The organism is Janthinobacterium sp. NFX145 (genome assembly GCF_049810325.1).
Lineage (GTDB): Bacteria > Pseudomonadota > Gammaproteobacteria > Burkholderiales > Burkholderiaceae_D > Janthinobacterium > Janthinobacterium rivuli.
In genome coordinates, this window is sequence record NZ_CP187360.1 from 5,198,264 (window position 1) to 5,220,993 (window position 22,730).

The 22,730-nt window shown below is 64.5% G+C and carries 21 protein-coding genes and 1 tRNA gene; 5 read left to right on the top strand and 17 right to left on the bottom strand.

The window, feature by feature from the left end:
- Positions 1-38 precede the first annotated feature (38 nt).
- Together arsC and ACPJXG_RS23230 are read right to left on the bottom strand one after the other, a co-directional pair.
- On the bottom strand, positions 39-461 hold the full coding sequence (gene arsC, locus ACPJXG_RS23225; RefSeq protein WP_278317876.1) for an arsenate reductase (glutaredoxin): 423 nt from the start codon (positions 459-461) through the stop codon (positions 39-41).
- Positions 462-474: 13 nt separating this feature from the next.
- Positions 475-828 carry an ArsR/SmtB family transcription factor gene (locus tag ACPJXG_RS23230; RefSeq protein WP_425252466.1) on the bottom strand — a complete coding sequence of 118 codons (354 nt, stop codon included), beginning with the start codon at positions 826-828 and terminating at the stop codon, positions 475-477.
- Between the two features lie 121 nt (positions 829-949).
- Between ACPJXG_RS23230 and ACPJXG_RS23235 the strand changes: the two genes are divergently transcribed.
- From ACPJXG_RS23235 to ACPJXG_RS23250, 4 genes are all read left to right on the top strand, one after another.
- Positions 950-3,043: an AsmA family protein gene (locus ACPJXG_RS23235; RefSeq protein WP_425252467.1), complete on the top strand. Its 2,094-nt coding sequence runs from the start codon at positions 950-952 to the stop codon at positions 3,041-3,043.
- Between the two features lie 54 nt (positions 3,044-3,097).
- Positions 3,098-3,174: transfer RNA gene (locus ACPJXG_RS23240), tRNA-Pro, on the top strand.
- 126 nt (positions 3,175-3,300) lie between these two features.
- The gene (locus ACPJXG_RS23245; protein ID WP_425252468.1) at positions 3,301-4,695 is read left to right on the top strand and encodes a GntP family permease; all 1,395 of its coding nucleotides are present in this window, start codon (positions 3,301-3,303) and stop codon (positions 4,693-4,695) included.
- A 34-nt stretch (positions 4,696-4,729) separates the two neighbouring features.
- The gene (locus ACPJXG_RS23250; RefSeq protein WP_176390445.1) at positions 4,730-5,653 is read left to right on the top strand and encodes a Na/Pi cotransporter family protein; all 924 of its coding nucleotides are present in this window, start codon (positions 4,730-4,732) and stop codon (positions 5,651-5,653) included.
- 2 nt (positions 5,654-5,655) lie between these two features.
- On the opposite strand, the gene ACPJXG_RS23255 is transcribed toward ACPJXG_RS23250, so the two are convergent.
- From ACPJXG_RS23255 to ACPJXG_RS23270, 4 genes are all read right to left on the bottom strand, one after another.
- Positions 5,656-7,053, bottom strand: a complete 1,398-nt coding sequence (locus tag ACPJXG_RS23255; RefSeq protein ID WP_092715889.1) for a sodium:solute symporter family protein — start codon at positions 7,051-7,053, stop codon at positions 5,656-5,658.
- 138 nt (positions 7,054-7,191) lie between these two features.
- The gene (gene pcaD, locus ACPJXG_RS23260; protein WP_425252469.1) at positions 7,192-7,995 is read right to left on the bottom strand and encodes a 3-oxoadipate enol-lactonase; all 804 of its coding nucleotides are present in this window, start codon (positions 7,993-7,995) and stop codon (positions 7,192-7,194) included.
- An 11-nt stretch (positions 7,996-8,006) separates the two neighbouring features.
- Positions 8,007-8,297, bottom strand: coding sequence for a muconolactone Delta-isomerase (catC, locus tag ACPJXG_RS23265; RefSeq protein WP_035825063.1), 291 nt, complete (start codon positions 8,295-8,297; stop codon positions 8,007-8,009).
- Between the two features lie 19 nt (positions 8,298-8,316).
- Positions 8,317-9,426 (bottom strand): muconate/chloromuconate family cycloisomerase, encoded by a 1,110-nt coding sequence (locus tag ACPJXG_RS23270; protein WP_425252470.1) that lies wholly within the window; start codon positions 9,424-9,426, stop codon positions 8,317-8,319.
- Positions 9,427-9,528: 102 nt separating this feature from the next.
- Between ACPJXG_RS23270 and ACPJXG_RS23275 the strand changes: the two genes are divergently transcribed.
- Positions 9,529-10,443: a LysR family transcriptional regulator gene (locus tag ACPJXG_RS23275; RefSeq protein WP_035828665.1), complete on the top strand. Its 915-nt coding sequence runs from the start codon at positions 9,529-9,531 to the stop codon at positions 10,441-10,443.
- A 3-nt stretch (positions 10,444-10,446) separates the two neighbouring features.
- Here ACPJXG_RS23275 and ACPJXG_RS23280 read toward each other — a convergent pair whose 3' ends face one another.
- From ACPJXG_RS23280 to ACPJXG_RS23330, 11 genes are all read right to left on the bottom strand, one after another.
- Positions 10,447-10,833, bottom strand: coding sequence for a hypothetical protein (locus ACPJXG_RS23280; protein WP_425252471.1), 387 nt, complete (start codon positions 10,831-10,833; stop codon positions 10,447-10,449).
- Positions 10,834-10,889: 56 nt separating this feature from the next.
- Positions 10,890-12,230 (bottom strand): PepSY-associated TM helix domain-containing protein, encoded by a 1,341-nt coding sequence (locus ACPJXG_RS23285; protein ID WP_425252472.1) that lies wholly within the window; start codon positions 12,228-12,230, stop codon positions 10,890-10,892.
- Between the two features lie 8 nt (positions 12,231-12,238).
- Complete coding sequence (locus tag ACPJXG_RS23290; RefSeq protein WP_425252473.1) at positions 12,239-14,362, bottom strand: TonB-dependent receptor family protein; 2,124 nt, start codon at positions 14,360-14,362, stop codon at positions 12,239-12,241.
- A gap of 77 nt (positions 14,363-14,439) precedes the next feature.
- Entirely contained in the window at positions 14,440-14,850 is a 411-nt protein-coding gene (locus ACPJXG_RS23295) for a DUF2946 domain-containing protein (RefSeq protein ID WP_425252474.1), read from the bottom strand.
- 47 nt (positions 14,851-14,897) lie between these two features.
- Complete coding sequence (locus ACPJXG_RS23300; protein WP_070303397.1) at positions 14,898-15,494, bottom strand: PqiC family protein; 597 nt, start codon at positions 15,492-15,494, stop codon at positions 14,898-14,900.
- Positions 15,491-17,122, bottom strand: a complete 1,632-nt coding sequence (locus tag ACPJXG_RS23305; protein ID WP_035825049.1) for an intermembrane transport protein PqiB — start codon at positions 17,120-17,122, stop codon at positions 15,491-15,493. Before ACPJXG_RS23305 ends, ACPJXG_RS23300 begins: the two co-directional genes overlap by 4 nt.
- Complete coding sequence (locus ACPJXG_RS23310; RefSeq protein WP_425252475.1) at positions 17,115-18,407, bottom strand: paraquat-inducible protein A; 1,293 nt, start codon at positions 18,405-18,407, stop codon at positions 17,115-17,117. Before ACPJXG_RS23310 ends, ACPJXG_RS23305 begins: the two co-directional genes overlap by 8 nt.
- A gap of 128 nt (positions 18,408-18,535) precedes the next feature.
- The gene (locus tag ACPJXG_RS23315) at positions 18,536-19,885 is read right to left on the bottom strand and encodes an amidase (RefSeq protein ID WP_425252476.1); all 1,350 of its coding nucleotides are present in this window, start codon (positions 19,883-19,885) and stop codon (positions 18,536-18,538) included.
- A 4-nt stretch (positions 19,886-19,889) separates the two neighbouring features.
- A complete protein-coding gene (locus tag ACPJXG_RS23320; protein ID WP_425252477.1) occupies positions 19,890-20,567 on the bottom strand; it encodes a DUF2848 domain-containing protein in 678 nt (225 codons plus the stop codon).
- 4 nt (positions 20,568-20,571) lie between these two features.
- A complete protein-coding gene (locus ACPJXG_RS23325; protein WP_425252478.1) occupies positions 20,572-21,891 on the bottom strand; it encodes an MFS transporter in 1,320 nt (439 codons plus the stop codon).
- Positions 21,892-21,999: 108 nt separating this feature from the next.
- Positions 22,000-22,671, bottom strand: coding sequence for a hypothetical protein (locus ACPJXG_RS23330; protein ID WP_425252479.1), 672 nt, complete (start codon positions 22,669-22,671; stop codon positions 22,000-22,002).
- Positions 22,672-22,730 lie beyond the last annotated feature (59 nt).

Here is a 22,730-nt window from a genome sequence, read left to right on the forward strand (position 1 = left end):
TGTCAACAATACAAAACGGCGCCATTGGCGCCGTTTTTTTATTTCACAGGCTTGCCATCGGCGCCGACCACGGCCTGGCCGTCTTCCTTGGCAAACGCGCCTTGCTGCGGCAGCGGCAATATCTCCAGCACTTTTTCCGACGGCCGGCACAGGCGCACGCCCAGTTGCGTGACGACGATGGGGCGGTTGATCAAGATAGGATGGGCTTGCATGGCGTCCAGCAGGACCACATCGCTGAGCTCAGGATTGGCCAGGCCCAGTTCGTCGTACAGGGCACCCTTGTCACGCATCGCCGCGCGCACGGACAAACCCGCGCGTGCGATCAGGTCGACCAACTCTTCACGCGAAGGCGGGTGCTTGACGTAATCGATGATGACGGGCTCGACGCCCGTGTTGCGGATCAGGGCCAGGGTATTGCGCGAGGTGCCGCAGGCCGTGTTGTGGTAAATCGTGATCGTCATGTCGTGATGTCCTTCAGTTAGTGGGTTCGCTGACGCAACAAGGCGCGCCAGCGCAGCAGTTCTCGGTCAAGAAAGCCAGCAAGCCGTTCATGCCCGCATAATTGGCGGCATAGATGATGGAGCGCCCTGCCTTGCTTGCCGTCACCAGATTGGCGTGCGCCAGTTCTTTCAGGTGAAACGACAGCGACGAGGGCGCGATCGCCAGCGCTTCGGCGATTTTCGTCGCCGCCATGCCTTCCGGCCCCGCTTGCACCAGCAGGCGGAACACGGCCAGCCGCGATTCCTGTGCCAGCGCAGCCAGGGCTGCGATGGCGGAAGCGCTCGACAGCGGTGTCGCCTGGTTCGCTATTGTCTTTTCATTTTCCATATTTCAATAATAGTCGAATTATTGAATCGTTTCAAGCGACACCTCTTACGTAACCCAGCGCACCGACTGTCATGGTCTATCGGTCTATCTTGAAGAAAAAATCACTGCGATTGGCATCCCCATGACACGCTCAACCCCGCTCAAAATCCTCGGCTGGAGCCTGGCCGCCCTGCTGGCCCTGATCGCCATCGTGGTCATCTTCGTGCTGACCTTCGACTGGAACCGCGCCCGCCCCTACATCAACGAGAAGGTGTCGGAAAGCACGGGCCGTACCTTCGTCATCGGCGGCGATCTGCAGGTGAAATGGCAGCAGGGCCTGAAAACGGAACCGGGCTGGCGCCGCTACGTGCCGCGCCCCGTCATCAGCGCGCAGGACGTGCGCATGAGCAACCCGGACTGGGCGACGGCCGGCCCGCAACTGGCCAGCGCGAAACGCATCGACGTGGCCATCCATCCCTTGCCCCTGTTGCAGCATCGCGTGGTGCTGACAGACCTGGCGCTAGCCTCTCCCAACATTGCCCTGCAGCGGCGCGCCGATGGCAGCAACAGCTGGACCTTGAAAGACAACGGCCCTTCGGCATGGGACGTGGAAATCCAGCGCATGGCCTTCGGCGACGGCGTCATCCGCTACCTCGACGAAGGCATCGCACTGGACGTGCACGCCAAGGTCAGCTCGACGGCGCCCGACGCCACGCCGGGCGATGCGCCAGGCAACGCTCCCGTGCAGAAATACGGCATCGCCTTCACCTTGGGCGGCAGCTACCGCAAGGCACCCGTGACGGGCGGCGGCAAGGCCGGCGCGGTGCTGTCCTTGACCGACAACAACACCGTGTATCCCGTGCAGGCGCATGCCGTGCTGGGCAAGAACAAGGCCAGCATCGACGGCACCTTGACGGATCCACGCTCATTGTCGGGCATCGATTTGCAGCTGAGCCTGGCCGGCGCCAGCATGGCCGACCTGTATCCGCTGACGGGCGTACTGCTGCCGGAAACGCCGGACTACGCGACCAAGGGCCGCCTGCTGGGCAAGAAGGACGGCGCCAGCTGGAACTGGACCTATCAAAACTTCAAGGGCACGGTGGGCCAGAGCGACCTGGCTGGCACCCTGCAATATTTGCCGCGCCAGCCGCGCCCCCTGCTGCGCGGCGAAGTGACGTCGCAGCAACTGCGCCTGGAAGACCTGGGCCCCACCATCGGCGCCGACAGCAATGCGCGGAAACAGGCGCGCGGCAAGGCGCCCGTGCAACCCGATAACAAAGCCTTGCCCGTGGAACAGTTCAACACGGCCAAATGGAATGCGCTCGACGCCGACGTGAAATTCACGGGCAAGAAACTGGTGCGCACGCACGATATCCCGCTCAACAATGTCGTTGCCAACATCCACATGAAAGACAAGGTGCTGAGTTTGACGCCGCTCAACTTCGGCATGGCCGGCGGCAACATCACCTCGAACATCACGCTCGATGGCCGCCAAAAAACCATCGCCGCGCAAGCCAAGGTGGCGGCGCGCCACCTCAAGATACGCGAACTGTTTCCCAAGCTGCAATCGATGCAGGCGAGCTTCGGCGAAGTGTATGGCGATGCGGCGCTGACGGGCCACGGCAATTCCGTCTCGGCCATGCTGGCCAGCGCGAATGGCGAACTGGCAGCCACCGTCAGCGAAGGTTCCGTCAGCCAGTTCATGCTGGAGCTGGCGGGCCTTAACCTGGCCAACGCCGTCTTCGTGAAAATCTTTGGCGACAAGCAAGTGCACCTGAACTGCCTGGCCAGCGACTTCGCCGTGACGAATGGCCAGGCCGACGTGCGCCGCTTCGTGCTCGACACGGACACGGCCGTGGTAAATGTCACGGGCAACGTCAACCTGGCCACCGAAACCCTGGACCTCGACGTGCGCCCCCGTACCAAGGGCGCCCGCATCATCACGCTGCGCACGCCGCTGTACGCAAAAGGCACGTTCAAGAACCCGGACGTGGGCCCGCAAAAAGGCCCGCTGGCCCTGAAAGCCGGCGCCGCCGTAGCCTTGGCCACCGCCGTCACGCCGCTGGCCGCCCTGCTGCCGCTGGTCAACGTCGACAAAGCCCCCGACACGGACTGCGCCGCCGTCATGGCACAAGCCAACGCCACCCGCAAAGCCCCGACTTCGCCGGCGACGAATGCGCCAGCAAAAAAAGTCAGCGAAGCGGAGATCAAGAAGGCGCAGCAGGAAAAGAAATAGAGGTTGATGCAGCCGCTTGAAACCCGCCCCGCCATCTGCTGTAATAAAGAAAAGCGGGGTGTGGCTCAGCCTGGTAGAGCGCTGCGTTCGGGACGCAGAGGCCGGAGGTTCGAATCCTCTCACCCCGACCAGCCTTTCCCTCACTGAGCAGGCTTGAACTGCTTGCACCTTGACCTGCGCGTTGGCGGCTTGCTGAGAAGTATGATATTAACTGCATTATTAATATCTTGATCACTTCTCACGCAAGGGCCTGACCGATGTCTTTCCTGATAGTTCTGGCCGCACTGGCCTTCCTCATGCTGGCCGCCTACCGCGGCTACAGCGTGATCCTGTTTGCGCCTGTCGCTGCACTGGGCGCCGTGCTGCTGACCGATCCGTCCGCCGTGCCGGCCGTCTTCAGCGGCATCTTCATGGAAAAGATGGTGGGATTTATCAAGCTGTATTTCCCCGTCTTTTTGCTCGGTGCCGTGTTCGGTAAACTAATTGAATTGTCCGGCTTTTCCCAGTCGATCGTCGTGGCCGCCATTCGCTATATTGGCAGTGCGCGCGCGAATGCCGTCATCGTGGCCGTGTGCGCAGCCCTGACGTACGGCGGCGTGTCGCTGTTCGTGGTGGTGTTTGCCGTCTATCCATTTGCGGCCGAGCTGTACCGCCAGAGCAATATCCCCAAGCGGCTGATGCCGGGCGCCATTGCCCTGGGCGCGTTTTCCTTCACCATGGACACGTTACCGGGCACGCCGCAGATCCAGAACATCATCCCCACCACCTTTTTCAATACGACAGGCTGGGCCGCGCCATGGCTGGGCACCATCGGCGCCGTGCTGACGGTGATCATGGGACTGGCTTTCCTGGAATGGCGCCGCCGTTCCGTCAGGGCGACGGGCGAAGGTTATGGGGCCGAGGCCGACAAGGCCACGGCCGACGTGGGCGAGCTGCCCCATCCGCTGCTGTCGGTGGCGCCTCTGGTGCTGGTCGGTGTGGCCAACTTTGCGCTGACCAAACTGATTCCCCAATGGTACGGCGACAGCTACGTGCTCACCGCCGAAGCCCTGCCCGGCTTGCATGCGCCCGTGTCGACGTCGATAGGCGCCGTGACCGGTATCTGGGCCGTGGAAGGCGCCTTGTTGCTGGGAATTTTGCTCGTCTGCGCAACGGCATTCGGGCGCATCCGCGCTGCCTTTGCCGAAGGCACCAAGGCGGCCGTGGGCGGCGCCTTGCTGGCGGCCATGAATACGGCATCCGAATATGGCTTCGGCGGCGTCATCGCCGCGCTGCCCGGCTTTCTTGCCGTCAGCAATACCTTGCGCAGCGTGCCCGATCCGCTCGTCAACGCGGCCGTGTCCGTAACGACCCTGGCCGGCATTACCGGCTCGGCCTCGGGCGGCATGAGCATCGCGCTGGCAGCCATGTCGGACAGTTTTATCCAGGCCGCGCAGCAGGCGCACATTCCGCTCGAAGTCATGCACCGCGTGGTGGCCATGGCCAGCGGCGGCATGGATACCTTGCCGCACAATGGCGCCGTGATCACCCTGCTGGCCGTCACGGGCCTCACGCACCGCCAGTCCTACCGCGACATTTTCGGCATCACCGTCATCAAGACGGTGGCCGTGTTTTTAGTGATCGGTATTTACTACCTGACAGGGCTGGTATGATCGCGTCTTCCCCGACGCTCTTTCGCACCGCTCCATGAATCATTTCCAAGTATTGATCGCGGCCGTCTCGGCCGTGGTGCTGTTCTTGTACAGCTTGCAAGCTTTCAGCCGTGAACTGCAAGCGATGGGCGGCGCGGGCATGCAAGCCTGGCTGGCGCGAGTCACCACCAACCGCTGGTATGGCTTTCTCGTCGGCGCCATCGCCACGGCGCTGGTGCAGTCAAGCAGCGCCACGACGGCGCTGGCCGTCGCCCTCGTCGATGCGCAGGTGATCAGCTTTGCGGGCAGCCTGGCAATCCTCCTGGGGGCGAATGTCGGCACGACGGCCACAGCCTGGCTGGTGTCGATGAAGCTGACGGGCATCGGCCCCCTGTTCATCATCGGCGGCGCCCTCGTCTCCAGCCTGCCCAGCAAGATACAGGCGCTGGGCAAGGCGGCGTTTTACTTTGGCTTGATCTTTTTCGCGCTGGACCTGATTTCGAGCGAACTCAAGCCGCTGCAGGCGCAGCCGTGGTTCGTCGATACCCTGGCGCAGGCGCGCGAACCGTGGATCGCCTTGCTGATGGGCGCGCTATTTACGGCGCTGGTGCAATCGAGCAGCGTCTCCACCGGCCTGGCCATCGTGCTGACGCAGCACCAGCTGATCCCGGCCGAAGCGGCCATCGCCATCGTCGTGGGCGCCAACGTCGGTTCCACCTCGACGGCGCTGCTGTCAAGCCTGCAGATGAGCGCCAACGCGCAAGCCACGGCCAAGGCCAACTTCCTGTTCAACCTGGCCGGCGCGCTGGCCTTCTTCCCCTTCATTCCCGCCCTGTCGGACGCCTTGCTGCCGCTGGCCGGCACGGCCGTGGCGGCCGCCCACCTGATTTTCAACCTGTGCGTGGGCCTGTGCTTCCTCGTGTTCCTGCCCTACCTCCAGCCGCGCCTGATGCGCTGGCTGAAGGCGGCTCCCGCCTGAGGCTATTTCACGGCCGGCGCGGTACCCACCGGCTGCGCCGGCTTGAACACATGGCTGATGCCCATGGTCAGCAGCGGACCGGCCAGCGCCAGGTAGGAACTGTCCACGCCGTACGGATTGCCCGCCAGGAACCAGCCAATCGTGGCGATCACCGAGACGATCACGCCGACAAAGGCGCCGCGCGGCGTGCCGAATTTCGGCGCATAAAAGGCCATCAGCACCAGCACGGCCAGGGTGGCGCGCAGGGCCTTGCCCAGGAAGGCGATCATCAGCAGTTTTTCCGCATACAGCGCCAGCACCAGCGGCAGCAGGCCGGCCACGACGATGGCAATGCGCAGGAACATCAGCGATTTCGCGTCGTTCTTCGCCTTGTTGTACCAGGGATCATAAAAATCCTTCATGGCCAGGGTGGCCGATGCCAGGGTGGTGGCGGAAATGCCGCCGAACAGGGCGCCGGCCAGGCCGACGATCATGATACTGGCGGAAAACGCCGGCATGTGGGCGATCAGGGTCGGGAAGGCGTCGATCGACTTCATGCCCGGATACAGCACGGCGCTGCACATGCCGATCAGGGCCGCCATCAGGCCGAACGGGATCATCAGCGACGACACGTAATAGCAGGCGCGCTTGGCCACGGCCGGATTGTCCGTGCTGACCAGCGCCTGGATCACGTATTGCGTGGCGAAGATGGAACCGATGCCGCCGATCATCCAGGCGATGATCTGGCCCCAGCCGATCTCGACCCAGTTGAACATCTTGGCCGGCAGCTGCGCCTGCAACGCGCCGATGCCGCCCGTTGCTTCCAGCGCATACGCCAGCGCCAGGATCACGCCCAGGTATTTGACGATGGAGTGGGCGAAATTGGTGTACACGACCGAGCGCATGCCGCCCAGGCTGACATAGATCACGGTGATGGCGCCGACCAGCAAAATGGCGACCGTCTTGTTGATGTGCAGCACGGCCGCCAGCACGGCGCCGCCGCTCGCATACAGGGCCACGGCAACGATGCTCAGCGCGACGATGGTAAGGATGGACGCCGCATAGCGCACGGGCTCGCCATACGTTTGCGCGAGGATACCGGAAATCGTCGACTGCCCGCTTTCCTTGTATTTTTTCACCAGCACGATGGCCAGCAGGAAAAAGCCCAGCGACAGCGCCACCAGATTCCAGGCGGCGGAAATGCCCAGTTCATAGCCCTTCTGGGCCGTGCCGATGCTGACGGAACTGCCGATGAATTCCGACAGCAGCAAGGCGCCGATCAGGAAGGCGGGATAATTGCGCCCGCCCGCCGTCATGCCCTCGGCACTGTTGGCATGCTTGCGCACGCTATAGGTAATGTACGACATGAGGGCGAAATAGCCCACCGTGACCGCGGCGATGATGATCAATCTGTTTTCCATCCGTCTACTCCAAGTCTGCTTTTCTTATTATTATTTTTCAAGAAAGCTTCCCCTGCCGCATGCCGCATGCCAGTCTTGCCGGCGACGCTGCTCAGAGGAAAACCACATTCCCGCCGTACCGATACGGTACAGCAAGCCTCACACTAAAAAAGTCCGCAACTGTTCTGTAAACAAGTCCGCCGCTTCGATATTCGAGATATGCGAAGCGGGCAGGCTGGCCAGGCGGGAACCTGCGATCTGCTGCTGCAGCCAGCGCCCGTCGTCGATGGTGGTCACGGGATCGTACTCGCCCGCGATGATCAGGGTCGGCACGGCGATCGTGCCGACGGCGTCGTGCAAGTCCGTCTGGGCCAGCACGTCGCAGCAGGCTGCATAGCCGCCGGCATCCTGACTCAGCAAAATGCCGGCCAGGCGCGCCACCGTGTCCGCTTCGCGTTCGATGAACTGTGGCGTGAACCAGCGCGCGGCCGCGCTCTCGGCCACCGCAGCCATGCCGTCGCGGCGCACCTGCTCCGCCCGCAACTGCCACGGCGCGGCGCCGCCGATGCGCGCCGCCGTATTCGCCAGCACAAGGTGCGTCAAGCGCCGCGGCTGGTGTATGCCCAGCCACTGGCCCGTCAAGCCGCCCATGGAAATGCCGCAGAAGGCGGCGCGTTCGATATCGAGATGGTCGAGCAGCGCCACCACATCCTGCCCCAGCCGCTCGATGCCGAACGGCGCGCCGCCGCTGGCCGACTGGCCATGGCCGCGTGTATCGTAGCGCACGACAAAAAAGTCGTCGCTCAGCGCGGCCGCCTGCGCCTCCCACATGGACAGGTCCGTGCCGAGGGAATTCGACAGGACCAGGCAAGGCTTGCGGCGCTCGCCATCCGTGCGGTAATGCAAGCGAATACCGTCCACCGCGCACGTTTTCCCGACAGTGTCGTTGCCTATCTGCGTCATTAGATGTCTCCTCAGGAATCGTCGTCGCGCACGGACGAGGGATGGCGGCACAGCGGCATCACGTCGATCTGCATGTAGGGGAACAAAGGCAGGGAAGTGAGCAAGTTGTGCAGCTCGTCCACGCTGTCCACGTCGAAGACGCTGACGTTGGCGTACTGACCGGCGATGCGCCACAGGTGGCGCCACTTGCCCTCGTGCTGCAGGCGCTGCGCCAGTGCCTTTTCCGTTTGCTTGAGCTGCGCCGCCTGCTCGGCGGGCATGCTCAATGGCAGGTTCACGTTCATGCGTACATGGAATAACATGGTTTCTCCTTTGACTGACTTATTGACGCTGCATGACGCGCAGCTTGTCCATATCGATCTCGACGCCCAGGCCCGGCCCTGTCGGCACCTGCAGCATGAAGTCGCGGTACACGAGCGGCTCGCGCAAGACTTCCTGCGTCAGCAGCAGTGGCCCGAACAGCTCCGTACCCCAGGCCAGTTCCGCGAACGTGGAGCACACGTGGGCCGTGGCGGCCGTGCCGACGCCGCCTTCGAGCATGGTGCCGCCGTACAGGCCCACGCCGGCCAGACGCGCCACGGTGGCCACTTCCAGCGCCGGCAGCAAGCCGCCCGACTGGGTGATTTTCACGGCAAACACGTCGGCCGCATCGGCCTGCGCCAGCGCCAGCGCATCGGCGGGGCCATGCAAGGCTTCATCGGCCATGATGGCCACGTCGAAGCGCTGCTTCAGGCGCGCCAGCGCGGCGCGGTTGCCGGCCTTGACCGGTTGCTCGATCAAGTCGATGCCACCCGCTTCCAGCGCGGCGATGCCACGCACGGCGTCCGTCTCGCTCCAGGCCTGGTTGACGTCGACGCGCACGCTGGCTCGTTCGCCCAGTGCACGCTTGATCTCCAGCACGTGGGCCACGTCATCCATCACGTCGCGCAGGCCGATCTTCAGCTTGAAGATGCGGTGGCGGCGCAGTTCCAGCATCTTTTCGCCTTCGGCAATATCGCGCGCCGTGTCGCCGCTGGCCAGCACCCAGGCCACGGGCAGCGCATCGCGCACGCGCCCGCCCAGCAATTCCGACAGCGGCACGTTCAGGCGGCGCGCCTGCGCGTCCAGCAGGGCCGTTTCGATCGCGCACTTGGCGAAGCGATTGCCCTGGATGACCTTGCGCACCCTGGCCATGGCCTTGGCCACTTCCCTCGCTTCCATGCCGACCAGCAGCGGCGCGATATAGGTGTCGATATTCGTCTTGATGCTTTCCGGGCTTTCGCCGCCGTAGCCCAAGCCGCCGATGGTGGTCGCCTCGCCCCAGCCCGTGATGCCGTCGGCGCAGCGCAGCCGCACCAGCACCAGGGTCTGCGTATTCATGGTGGCGACCGACATGCGGTGCGGGCGAATGGTAGGCACATCGACCAGGTAGGTCTCGATATTTTGAATCATATTTATTCCGTATAATTCTGTGGAGTGGTGACACGATATGCCCCGAATCTCCCCACGTCCAACACCGAGTTGGTATCAAACCTATACCTGAAAGGTATGAAGATGGAATTACGGCACTTGCGCTACTTTGTTGCGGTCGCGGAGGAAAGGAACTTCACGCGGGCCGCCGCGCGCCTGCACATCGCGCAGCCGCCGCTGAGCCGGCAGATGCAGCAGCTCGAAGAAATCCTGGGCGTGGCGCTGATCGAAAAGGGGTCACGGCCGCTGCGGCTGACGGAAGCGGGCGAGTTTTTCCTCGCCCATGCGCGGCCCCTGCTCGACCAGGTGCGCGACCTGCAGGCGATGACACAGCGCGTGGGCAAGCTGGAACGCACGCTGTCGATCGGCTTTGTCGCCTCGACCCTGTATGGGGAATTGCCCGACATCGTGCACCGCTTTTGCGAGCGCCATCCCGAAGTCGACGTGAGCCTGCATGAAATGACGACGGTGCAGCAGTTGAAGGCCCTGAAGGAAGGCCGCATCGACGTGGGATTCGGACGATTGAAAAGCGAAGATCCCAGCATCCGCCGCATCCTGCTGCGCGAGGAACGGCTGGTGGTGGCGCTGCCACCGGGCCACCGGCTGGCCAAGGGGGAAGGCGGATTGCGCCTGACTGACCTGGTCCACGAAACCCTGCTCGTGTATCCAAAAGCACCCCGCCCCAGCTTTGCCGACCAGGTGCTGGCCATGTTCAGCGAAGGCAATGTCACGCCCGGCCCCGTCACGGAAGTACGCGAGCTGCAGATTTCCATGGGACTGGTGGCGGCCGGCCAGGGCATTTCCATCGTGCCGGAAAGCGTGCAGGCCATGCATCACCGGAACGTCGTGTACCGCAAGCTGGACGACAAGCACGCGTTCTCGCCCATTTTATTCAGCATGCGGCATATGGACCGCTCGCCGGAACTGGAAAACCTCCTCGCTGCCGTGTACTCGATCTACGATGAACACGGCATCGCGCACGTCAAGGAAAGTTTGTAGGAACTACAGCGGCGCGTCGGCCAGCAATGCCGGACGCAGCGCGCGGATGCGCAATTCCGTGAAATAGCCGCCCGCCTCGTTGTAGCGCAGGTAGTGGCGGCCGCAGTTCAGGCAGCGGGCCACCTGGCTCAGGTTGGCGGGATAGTAGCGCGGAGCGATGGGCGCGTCCACGCTGTCATAGCGCGTGCCGTGCGGGTGGTATTCGGCAAACGTCGGTTCTTCGTACGGGTCTTCGCGCAGGGTGCCGACTTCTTCAAAGCGGTCCAGCTCCAGCGAAGTGGGAAGGCGCTGCCAGGCGTCCAGCGGGACGGCGCAGCAGCTGCATTTTTTGGTCACCAGCGCCGACGCGGCGGCCAGTGCGGACAAAGCGGGAAAGTCGATGAATACCATGTTCAGCCGTTACAAGGGGGCGGCCCATGGCAACGAGCCTGGCCGCACCCCTTATTCTAGCGCAGTCGCACCCTGCCGATACGCGCACCGCATTTCGCCAGGACCAGCTCCAGCAACAACAGCATGCCGCCGGAAACGAGCAGCAGCGGCATCAGCGCGCACATGACGACCGCCGCCAGCCAGGCCAGCATGGACGGCGAGGTCCAGGCGCCCGGCAGCAGCTTGGGCAAACCCAGCGAGCCTGGCAGGCGCCGCTTGAAAAACATCACCCAGCCCGACACCAGCGAGAACAGCACGCTGGCGCCGAACAGCAGCAGCAAGGCCTGGTTCCACCAGCCGAATTCGCCGCGGTGAAATGGAATGCCGATGGCCGTGGCCTTGCCGAACGCCGTCTGCGCTTCCCAGCCCGCATAGTACAAAGGCTTGCCGCTGTAGGCATCGAATTGCAGGTCGAAGCGCAAGGTGGGCTGGCTGCGGTCGGCCATGGTGGCGCGCCACACATCGTCCTGGCTGGCCGGCGCCGTCAGCTGCACGGCGATGGCGGGCGCATGGCTGCGCGCCACTTGCCACGCATCCTGCCAGTCGAGCGGCGCGCCCGCCTCGGCCGAATGCAGACCGCGCGGCACGGGCGGCGGCGCCTGGCCGCTGACGTCGCGCAGCGCGCGGATGCGCCCGCCCGCCTGCTGGCTCCACGTCAGCCCCGTCGTCAGGATCACGACGCTGACGATACCGAGCGCCACACCGAGAAACGCATGCCACTGGCGCCAGCCATTGCGGCCCCGCGCGCCCCGTTTCGGCAAGCCCGATTGGGCGCCGCGCGGCCACCACAGCACCACGCCCGTCACCAGCATCACCATCAGCCAACTGGCCGCCAGCTCGATCATCCAGCGCCAGCCATCATTTTGCAGCAGGCGCGAATGCAGCTTTTTCGCCCAGTTGCCGAAACGCTCGCTGCTGGCCAGGCTGCCCAGCACACGGGCGTCGTACGGATTCACGTAGACGATGATGGCTTGCGCGGGCAGGCCAAACTTCGGCTTGACGGACGCGGCATGCCCGCCATGGCCCGCGTGTTCATCCTGCGCGCCACCGGGCGGCGCGAACGCCACCTGCACCGCGTCGTCCTGCTGAAACGGCGGCACCACGTGCTGCACCGTCCAGCCACGCGGCGCGGCACGTTCGGCTGCCGCCACGGCAGTATCCAGCGGCAGCATGGACGCTTGCGGCGCCACATGGTCGAGGTGCTGGTACAGCCTTGCCTCGATCTGCGGCGTGAACACGTACAGGATGCCCGTCAGGGTGGCCACCAGCGCGAAGGGCGAGGCGATCAGCGCGGCCCAGAAGTGGATGCGCCAGTACAGGCTTTTACGCCGCGCGATAAGAAAAGTGTGATCGTCCATGACTATCCTCACAGTGCGTTGAAGGTATAGCCCAGGCCCAGCATCACGCTGCGCGGCGCGCCGGGCGTGTACTGATTCTGCATATTGGCCGCATAACTGCCCACACCCGAATAACTGCTGCTGGCCGAATCGGCATAGCGTTTATCTGCCAGGTTGCGCACCTGCGCCCACGCTTCCAGCCCGCGCGCGAGCTGGTAGCTGGCGCGCACATTCAGCAGCGCATGGCCCTGGTACTCCACCGTGTTGGCATTGTTCATCCAGTAGCGGCCCTGGTGCACGGCTTCAAACGCGATACGCGCACCGGCCACGGGTTTGTAGCCGATCTCGATCGACGTGATGTCGCGCGGGGCCTGCGGCATGCTGCGGCCGCTGTAATCGAGAGTGGCAGATACCTGATAGCGCAGGTAGCGGTGGCGCGCGATGGCCGTAGCGAAGCGCGCGTCGAACGGGCCGCTGTCGTAGTTCAGGCCCAGCTCCAGCCCTTCGCTGCGCGTGCGTCCCGCATTGCGGTTTTCGCTGTTGCCCGGCGAGAGCGTATAGCTGACGATGGTGTCGCGCCCGTCAAGGCGGTACAGGGCCGCGTCGAGCTTCAAGCGGCCCTGCAAAAAGGCCCAGCGCAAGCCCAGTTCATAGTTGTTGTAGACGGACGGCTGCAGGTCGGCGATGCCCGTCTTGCCATACAGCTGGCTCACTTCGGGCGGCGTAAAGCCCTGGCTGACGTTCGCATACGCGCTGCCCACAGGGCCGAGGGCGTAGGTGGCGCCCAGCTTCGGGCTCACATGCGAAAAGCTGCGCGACTCGTCGGGCGCGCCGTAATTGACGCTGCCGCCGGGCGCCAGCTGGTTATGGTAGTCGTAGCGGATGGCGTCCGAACGGCCGCCGAGCACCACGCGCGTGCCAGGCAGCGGAGAGAACTCCCATTGCGCGAAGACGGCCGTGTTCAGAATGTCCGTCTGGTAGTCGCGCACGCCCTGCGGATTACTGGCATTGGCCAGCGAATAGCGCAGGTAACGGCCCGTGGCTGCATCGCGCACGATGGACAGGTTGTCGCTGACGAAGGGATTGTCGCTCTTGTCCACATAAACACCGGCGATCAGGCGCGAATGCAGCCAGGCGAATTCCTGCTGGTGCTTCACGTCCAGGCCCAGCGAATCGACGTGGTTGTTGTTGATGACGCCCTTGCACAGCATGCCCGCGCAACTGCCGATGGAATACGCGGGAATCTGTCCATGGTCGTTCTTGCGCGTAAACACGGTGACGGTGCTCGTGCCATTGGCCGTCGTCGCGCCTTCCCACGCCAGATTCATGCGCGTGGTCTTGTCCTTGCGGTAGCTAAACGTGTTCAGGCTCTTGCCGCGATTGTTGCGGTAATCATTCTCGAACAGGCTGCCCGTCATGGCCGCATCGAGATCCGTGTGGACGATGGTGGCGCGCAGCTGCGAGGTGGGGCTGAGCGCATAGTCGGCGCGCAGCGAGAACGAATCCTTGTCGCCATAGCTGTACTCTTGCCAGTTGTCGCGCGAACGGCGCGAACTGTAGTGGGAAAAGCGCAATCCCAGCGGGCCCCAGGTATTGCTGGCGGACGTGTCGTAGCGGGTGTAGCCACCCACGCTGTCACGCCGCACGCCGACCTTGGCCGTCGGCGTGGCGCTGGCGCCGGCCGTGAGGAAATTGACGGCGCCACCGACGGCATTGCTGCCATACAGCGAGGAGGCGGCGCCCTTCACCACTTCCACCCCGCTGGCCCCCGCCATGTTCATTTCGTTGAGCGAGTTATGGTTGAAGACGCCCAGCGGACGGATGGGGATGCCGTCTTCCAGGTACTGGTAGACGGCATTCGTGCCGATGGGCTGGCGGATGCTCATGCTGTGCTGCTCGTTGCCCAGGTCATTCCAGTACACGCCGGCGATGCGGTTGAGGATATCGCCCATGGTCTTGGGCTTGTCGCGTTCCAGCGTTTTGGCGCTGACGACACCGATGGCCTGCGGCGTCTCGGACAGCCACGATTGCGCACGCGAGCCGGAAACGACGACGGTGTCGATCGCGTGGTCAGTTTGCTCAGGTTGCTGCGCCTGCGCGCAAGGGTAAGCCACAGTGATGGCAGCAGCCAGCACCAATAATGTCTTGTTCATGTGATTCTCGTATAAGTGTGCGGATGCGGCGCCTCACACCGCAAGGTGGACAGCGCCAGCATTGGAAAGGCAAAAACTTAAACGAGGGCGGGCGGCGCGCGCGATTGCGCGGTGGACCAGATGAACAGTGGTGCGGGTGACTGGTAGTACAGGGACGGGAAAATGGCCGTGCCGCTGGCCACAAGCAGCGGCAGCACGGGGCTCGTCGGCGGCAGGCCGACGGAACCCGCATGCATGGAACAGAAGGCGCAATGCTCCATCTGCATGGCCTTGCCGCCAGATTTTCCGTCGGCGGCGCCATCATCATCGGCCTGCACAAGCTGGACGAAACGGATGCCGGCCACCGAGCAGATTTCCGCCCAGCCGGAGCCGGACTCCTGCTTGGCGTTGGCGACGGCCTGGGAAATCGATGGCGCGAGCGCCGCCAGCAGGATCGCAAAGCAGGCGATCCAGGCGGCGAAGCGGCGCGTGAACAAGGTCATTCCCATGGCCGCATTTTACCAGCGGCCGCCGGGACTGGGTAGCGGAAAGCGGCTCAGGCGGCCGGGCAGGCGGCGTTGCCGCTGTCAAAAGCGCGCACCACGCTTGCCGTATCGGCAGCGATGCGGTTCACGGCGCGGCGGTGGCCGAGCACCAGTTCATCGTAGCCGGCGCCCACCTTTTCATTGGCGATCGTACGGCACGTCACCACCTTGTTGCTGGCCAGCTGGCGCACGCTCCACACAGCGTCGATCAGCGCATACTGTCCCATCACCGACTCGAAACGCTGCACATTGGTGCTGATGCGGTACACGGGCAGCTTGTCCGGGTATGGCGTGCGGAACACGTCGATGGCGCCCAGGTCGTTCGTCACGGCCGTCGACAGGGCCTGGCCGATCTCGCCTGCCAGCGGCCCCGCCCAGCGCTGCTGCTCCAGCAATTCGATGCGGCCCGAAGGCGCCGTCACAACAAACTGGTTGCGGCTCACCTGCTGCGGCACGCTGACGGCCAGCACCTCGACATAGTATTTGACGGGCTTGGCCGGCTGCGCGTCGGCGCCGCCGCTCAGCGTATAGAAATGCTCGGGCTGGGGCGTGGAGCAGGCGCCCAGCAGGCTAGCCGCCAGCAGCGCGGAAAAAATCGGTTTCATCATTTTTTTTCATCTCCTTTTTTACCGCGGATCAGGGACTCGGGATGACGTTCCAGGTAATCCGACAGGGCATTGAGCGATTGCAGGGTTTGCGTCAATTGCTGCAAGGCCTGGCGCACGTCCGACTGCAGCGGCGAATCCTTTTGCAGCACCTGTTCGGCCGAACCAAAAGTCTGTTTCGCCGCCGTCAGGGTGTCGCGCATTTCCGGCACCACCTGGCCATCGAGCTGCTTGAACAGGGTATTGGCCTGCTTGATGGTGGCGTTCAGGTTATTGCCGATCTCCGCGTACGGCACCTGATCGAGCTTGCGGGCGATGCTGGCGATCTGCGTCTGCAGTTCATCGAGGGTATTGGGCACGGTCGGCACTTCCAGCGGATACCTGTTCGGATCGAGCGCCACTTTCGGCGCTTTCGGGAAGAAGTCCAGCGCGATGTACAGCTGGCTGGTGAGCAGGTTGCCCGTGCGTAGCTGCGCGCGCAAGCCGCGGCTGACCATGCGCTCGAGCAGCTGGTGGCCGGCCGAGCCTTCCTCATCGTCGACGGCGGCCTTGAAGCGCATGCCCAGGCGGGCTGGGTACAGGTTGACGGTGACCGGCATGCGGAAGTTCTTCTTCACGGGGTCGAATTCGATGCCCACCGAGCGCACCTCGCCCAGGACGATGCCGCGGAAGTCCACCGTGGCGCCAGGCTGCAAGCCGCGCAGGGACTGGTCGAAATAGAACACGGTGGTGATCGCCTCGCCATCGGGCTCGCGCATGGCGCTGGCCTCGTCGGCCGCCAGGCGGAAATTGGTATTGGCCGGCGCCGGCTCTTCGGGCTTGCGGCCATTTTCCGCCTCGAAGGCGATGCCGCCCACCAGCATGGCGGCCAGCGATTGCGTATTCAGTTTGAAGCCGTTGGAATCCAAGCGCACGTCGACGCCGCTGGCATGCCACCAGCGCGCATTCTTGCCGACGAACTGGTCGTACGGCGCATTCACGAAGACGGACATGGTGATGCCGTTGCCATCCTTGTCCAGCGCGAAGCTGACCACCTTGCCCACGCGCAGGCGGTGGAAGAACAGGGGCGAGCCCACATCGACGGAACCGAGACTGTCCGCGTGCAGGGTGTACAGCTTGCCCTTCTGGTCACCGGCCACGGCTGGCGGATTTTCCATGCCGACGAAGTTGTCCTTTTTGGCTTCCGACTTGCCCGTATCGACGCCGATGTAGGCGCCCGACAGCAAGGTGCCCAGCCCCGTCACGCCGCTGGCGCCGATCTGCGGGCGCACCACCCAGAAGCGCGAATCGGCGGTGGCGAAGCGGCGCGCTTCCTTGCTCATGTCGATCGTCACGAGCACCTTGCTCAAGTCCTCGCCCAGGGTGATGGCGCGCACCTGGCCGATATCGACATCCTTGTATTTGACCTTGGTCTTGCCCGGCTCCAGGCCTTCGGCGCTCTTGAAACTGACCGTCACCGTGGGTCCCTGGTCGAGGATGGATTTGGCGGCCAGGCCGGCGCCGATCAGCGCGGCCAGCAGCGGAATGAGCCACACCAGTGACGGCAGCCAGCGGCTGGCCGGATCCACGTCGGGTTCGGGCAGAGGCCGTGCGCCGGTTTCGGCAAGGTCGCCCGTTTCTTTGTCAGCCATGCTGTTCTCCAATCACTGTATTGTTTCCGGTATTTGCCACCACCACGGGTTCTTCCTCGCCAGGCACCTGCCCGTCGACGGGATCCCAGATCAGGCGCGGGTCGAACTGCATCGCCGCCAGCATGGTCAGCACCACCACGGCGCCAAAGGCCAGCGCGCCGGGTCCAGCCGTGATCACGGCCAGCGACTTGAAGCGCACCAGCGCCACCGTCAGGGTGACAACAAAGATGTCGAGCATGGACCAGCGGCCGATGAATTCAACCATGCGGTACAAAATGGTGCGCTGGCGCGGCCGCCAGCGCGAACGCCGCTGCGCCGTGAACGCCAGCAGCGCCAGCACGCCCAGCTTCAGCATCGGCACGACCACGCTGGCGATGAAAATGATGATGGCCAGGCCCTTCGAGCCGCTGGTCCAGAACAGCACCACGCCGCTCATGATGGTGTCGTCCTGCGCGCCGAACAGCGATTGCGTCACCATCACGGGCAGCAGGTTGGCGGGAATGTAGAGGATCATGGCGGCGATCAGCAAGGCCCAGGTGCGGTTGATGCTGTCCGGTTTGCGCACGTGCAGGGCCGTGCCGCAGCGCACGCACGCCAGGTGTTTGCCCTTGCCCAGCGGCGGCGCCACCAGGCCGCACGCATGGCAGGGCAAGACCTTCTCGCCCGGTGCGAAGGCCTTGTAGCGGATGCCGGGCAGCGCCTGGCGGGTCAGGTCGTCGCCCAGGTTCCACAGGGCCTTGGGGTCGAACGAGACGACGATGGCCAGCATCAGGGTCAGCGCGCCAAACGCGAACAGCCCCGGTTGCGGCAGCACCGTGGCCAGGCTGGTCATCTTGACGACGGTGATCAGGATGCCGATCATCAGCACCTCCGTCATGCCCCATTCGCGCGCCGTCTGCACGGCGCGCAGCACGCGGTTAAAGCCCGGCACCTTGACGCCGCCGCGCAAGCCCAGCGCCACATACAGCAGGGAACCGAGTTCGATGGCGGGAAAGAGTATGGTAAACAGGAAGACCATCGTCGCCACGATGTGCATCTGCTCGGACCACAGCACGCGGATGGAACCGAGCAGGGTGGCGCTGGAGGTCAGGCCATTGACGTCGAGTTCGACGATGGGGAAAAACTGGGCGATCAAGAAGACGAAGGCGGCGCCCAGGGTCAGCGCCACCACCTTGCTCAATTCGGCCGATGCGCCGCGCGCGTGGGCGCCGCGATACAACACCGAGCGGCAACGGATGCAGCGCGCCTTTTCGCGTGGACGCAGCGGACGTTTGCGGTACAACACGCCGCAGTCATGACAGCTAATCAGGTCGTATCGGTGCACAGTGTGAAGTTTGCCGGCGCCTGAAGCGCGACTTTCCCATGTTAATGCCAGCCATCATGACAGAGTTGGCATTTTCCTGCACTACGGTATTACTCTTTTCCACTCCCGCGCAACAGCGCCTCCACGGCGCGGCCGATTTGCAGCACCTGATCGTCGGCGCCGGCCAGACCGCAAATGCCCAGCCCCACGGGCAGCTCACCCTCCGCATGGCAAGGCAAGGACAGCGCGCAGCCGTCGAGGAAGTTGATCACGCTGGCGTTGCGCAGCACCAGACCGTTCGTGGCAAAGAAGGTGGCGTCGTCCGCTTCCAGCGGCGCGACTTCCGGCGCGAGTACGGCTACGCTGGGCATCAGCCAGGCGTCGAATGGCGCCAGACGCTGCTTCGCGATGGCGATCAGGCGCGCACGCGCATCGAGCAAGTCGATGTAGTCGGCTGCGCCTTGCTGCTGGCCGCGGCGGATGCGCGCCGCCACGCGCTGGTCGTATTGCGCGCCCTTCTCTTCCAGCCGCGCCCTGTGCCAGTGCCAGGCTTCCGCCGCCACCAGGCCGCCACCGCCATTGATCGTCGGCAGCTCCAGCAATTCCGGGAAATCGAACTGCTCGACCAGGGCACCGGCCGCGCGCAGCTTGTCCAGCGCACGGTCGAATGCCTGCTGCACCTGCGGCTCGACATGGGTGCCCACGTAGTCCAGGGTAAAGCCGAAACGCAGTCCTTTCAACGCTGGCGCGCCATCGGCAAGCTTGCGGCCCGACAGCGCCGCGTAAAGCACCGCGCAGCAGTCGACGCTGTGGGCGATGGGGCCTGCCGAATCGAGGGAGCGCGACAGGGGCACCGTGCCGGCCAGCGGCACGGACGCGGCCGTCGGCTTGAAACCGGTCAGGCCGCAAAAGGCGGACGGGATGCGGATCGACCCGCCCGTGTCCGTGCCCAGCGCGCCGGCCGCCATCGCCAAAGCCACCGTCACGGCGCCGCCCGAGGTGGAGCCGCCCGCCACGCGCGCGCCGTCCAGCGGATTGCGCGGCGTGCCGTAATGGGGATTCAAGCCCAGGCCGGAAAACGCGAATTCGCTCATGTTGGTGCGGCCCAGCAGGATCGCGCCGGCCGCGCGCAGGCACCCCACGGCAAGCGCATCGGCCACGGCGGGCAACGCGTCGGCCAGCGCCAGCGAGGCGGCGCTGCTGACCTGCCCCCGGACGTCGAACAGGTCCTTGATGGAAATGGGCACGCCGGCCAGCGGCGAGGCAACGATGCCGGCGGCGCGCGCCGCATCGCTGGCCCGCGCCTCCATCAGCGCCTGTTCGCCATCAAGGCTGACATAGGCATGGCCGCCCTGCGCCCGGTGCGCCTCGGCGCGCGCCAGCATCTGCTGTGTCAGCGCCACGCTGGTGATGCGGCCGGCGGCCAGGTCGGCCGCCAGTTCACGGATGGTCTTGGTCATTGGTTTATCCTTCCACGGGCAGGGTTTGCACGGCATAGCGGTGCTGCAGGCGGCGCTGCAAGGCTGGATCATACAGCTCCAGCGCGAACGCGTCGCCATGGCCCATCTCGCCGATGATCGGTTGTGTGCCGCAGAACATGGCGCTGCCCACCGGCAGGCTCGTTTGTCCCGTGTAGCGCAAGATCAAATCCTCCGGCGACAGCATGCGCGTCACGGGGCCATCTTGGTACAGGGCCGGCACGCCGCCCCGCTCGCGCCAGGAGCGCATCTGCAGCTGGTCCCAGTGGCCGGCCACGTCGGCATGGCGCCACAAGGTATCGCCTACGGGCTTGCCGCACATCTGCTTGGACACCGTCACGCCATAGCTTTCCACCTTGCGGTCCGTATGATCGGAGCCGATGCCCACCAGCAGGCCGTATGCCGTGGAAAACAGCACGAATTCCGCCTCGCCGGACGAATCGCTGCCCGGCACTTCGATGGCGGCATCACTGGAGAGCAGCGCCGCCGAGACCCGGTAAAACGTCGGCACGCTTTTCGGGCGCGCCACGCCGATGGCTTCCAGTTCGGCGATATGGTGTTCCACCATCGCCATGTCGCGGCCCGTCCAGCCGGCGATGATCAGGTGATCGATGTCAAAGGTGACGGGGCCGTGGCCTGCCAGTTGAAAATGCAATGTCGTCATGATGTTATTCCTCAAGAGGGCCGCGGCCCGTTTCGCGTGCCGCAAAGACGGCGGCGCCGGTGATCAGCAGGGCGGCCGCCACATACAGCGAGACGGCCACGGTGCTGTTGTACGAACGGTACAGACTGGCGATGACGAGCGGGGCGAAACCGCCGCCGATGACGCCGGCCAGGGTATAGGCCAGCGAGGAACCCGCGTAGCGCACTTTGGTGGGGAATTGCTCGATGACGAAAGCCGCCTGCGGGCCGTACATGATGGCGTGGATGACCAGGCCCACGACGACGGCCGTGACGATGGCGGCCGGGCTGGCCGTGTCTAACAAGGTGAAGAAGGCAAACGCCCACACGAGACCCAGCACGGCGCCCAGCGCATACACGGGGCGGCGGCCGATCTTGTCCGACAGCGCGCCAAACACGGGCACCGCCAGCGCATTGCACGCCGTGCCGATCATGATGGCGGTCAGTGCCAGGGTCGACGACAGGTGCAGCACCGTTGTCACGTACGTCAGGGTGAACACCACCACCAGCGCATACAGCACGTCCGAGCCGATGCGCACGCCGCCGGCGATCAGCAGACGGCGCCAGTAGAGGCGCAGCACGTCGCCGATCGGCGCTTCCGCCTTCGCATCCTTCTGATCGAGTTCCTTGAACAGCGGAGTTTCCTCGATGCCGCTGCGTATCCACATGCCGAAGGCCACCAGCAGCAGGCTGGCGATGAATGGCATGCGCCAGCCCCAGTCCATGAATGCTTCATGCGGCAGAAGGTAGGTGATCAGGCCGATGCAACCCGTCGCCAGCAAGGTGCCGAACGACGGTCCGACCTGCGTCCACGAGGCGTTGCGTCCCCGCTTGTCCGGCGCCCCGTGTTCGACGGAAATCAGCACGGCGCCCGCCCATTCGCCACCGAGCGCAATGCCCTGCACGAAGCGCAGCGCCACCAGCAGGATGGGGCTCCAGATGCCGGCCGTCGCATACGTCGGCAAGAGGCCCATCAAGCCCGTCGTCACGCCCATCAGCATCAGGGTCACCACCAGCACCCAGCGCCGTCCCAGCTTGTCGCCCAGATGGCCGAAGATCACGCCGCCGATGGGGCGCGAAATATAGCCGACCGCATATGTGGAAAAGGCCAGGATGGTGCCCGTCAGCGGATCGAAGGAAGGGAAGAACAGGTGGTTGAAGATCAGCGCGGCCATGGTGTTGTAGACGGTGAAGTCATACCATTCCAGGGTCGTGCCGACCATGCTGGCCGTGGCCAGGCGGCCCGTTTTCGGCTTATCGCCCGGCGCCTGGGCTGCCGGATGCGCAGCGTTCGTATATGTGGTCATAGCCTACCTCTCTCGTCAGTTTTATTGCAGGCCCGGCGCAGGATGCTTTGCCCTGCGCCGTGGCCCGTGTCTCGTGTTATCAGTGCCGGCAAGATGCGCGCGGCCGTGTCAGGCAGCGCGCAGGTCCGCCTCGCGCAATTGCCAGGACAACTGCAGGATGGCCGCCTGTTCCGCATCGAGTCCCAGCGCCGCGCTGGCGGCATTGGCGGCCGCCATGGCGGCGCTTTCGGACGAGGCGTCGATCAGGAAAATCGGGTCGAGCACGCGGCCCTCCGTCCGTTCCGCCGGCAAAGGGCCCGACAGATTCGCGTCCGGTGTCAGCAGACGCGTGGCAATGACGCCGTCGATCTGCAGCAGCTTCGTTCCCAGCGTGGCCATGGCGTCCACGGCTTGCGCGTCCTGGCCGATGGCTGGCGCGCCCAGACGCAGCACGGCCAGCCAGGCGCCCGTGCCCATGCCCGTTTCCGCCTCGATGGCACATACACGGCGCATCGGGTCGACCATGCGCTGCAAGTTCGTCAGCGACCATGGCGTCTGCTGGCCGAAGGCCTTGAAGTAGTCGGGCGTCTGGAAGGCGCCCAGCGACACGGTGCGGTACAGGCCCAGGTATTTACGCGGGCCGCGCACGCTCTGGTAGCGCGTGCCGCTGACGAAGCCGGGAATGCGCACGCGCTCTTCCACGTGTTCGCGATCGTACCAGCGGTTGAAATCGCGTTCGTGTTCCGGGTCGGCGCTGGTCCAGACAAACAGGATGCCTGGCAAGGTGGGGGACGTCGTCATGATGGTTCCGTTCTGCGTTATGGGTGGTATGCCAACCCAGAATAGGTGGCGCGCCATCA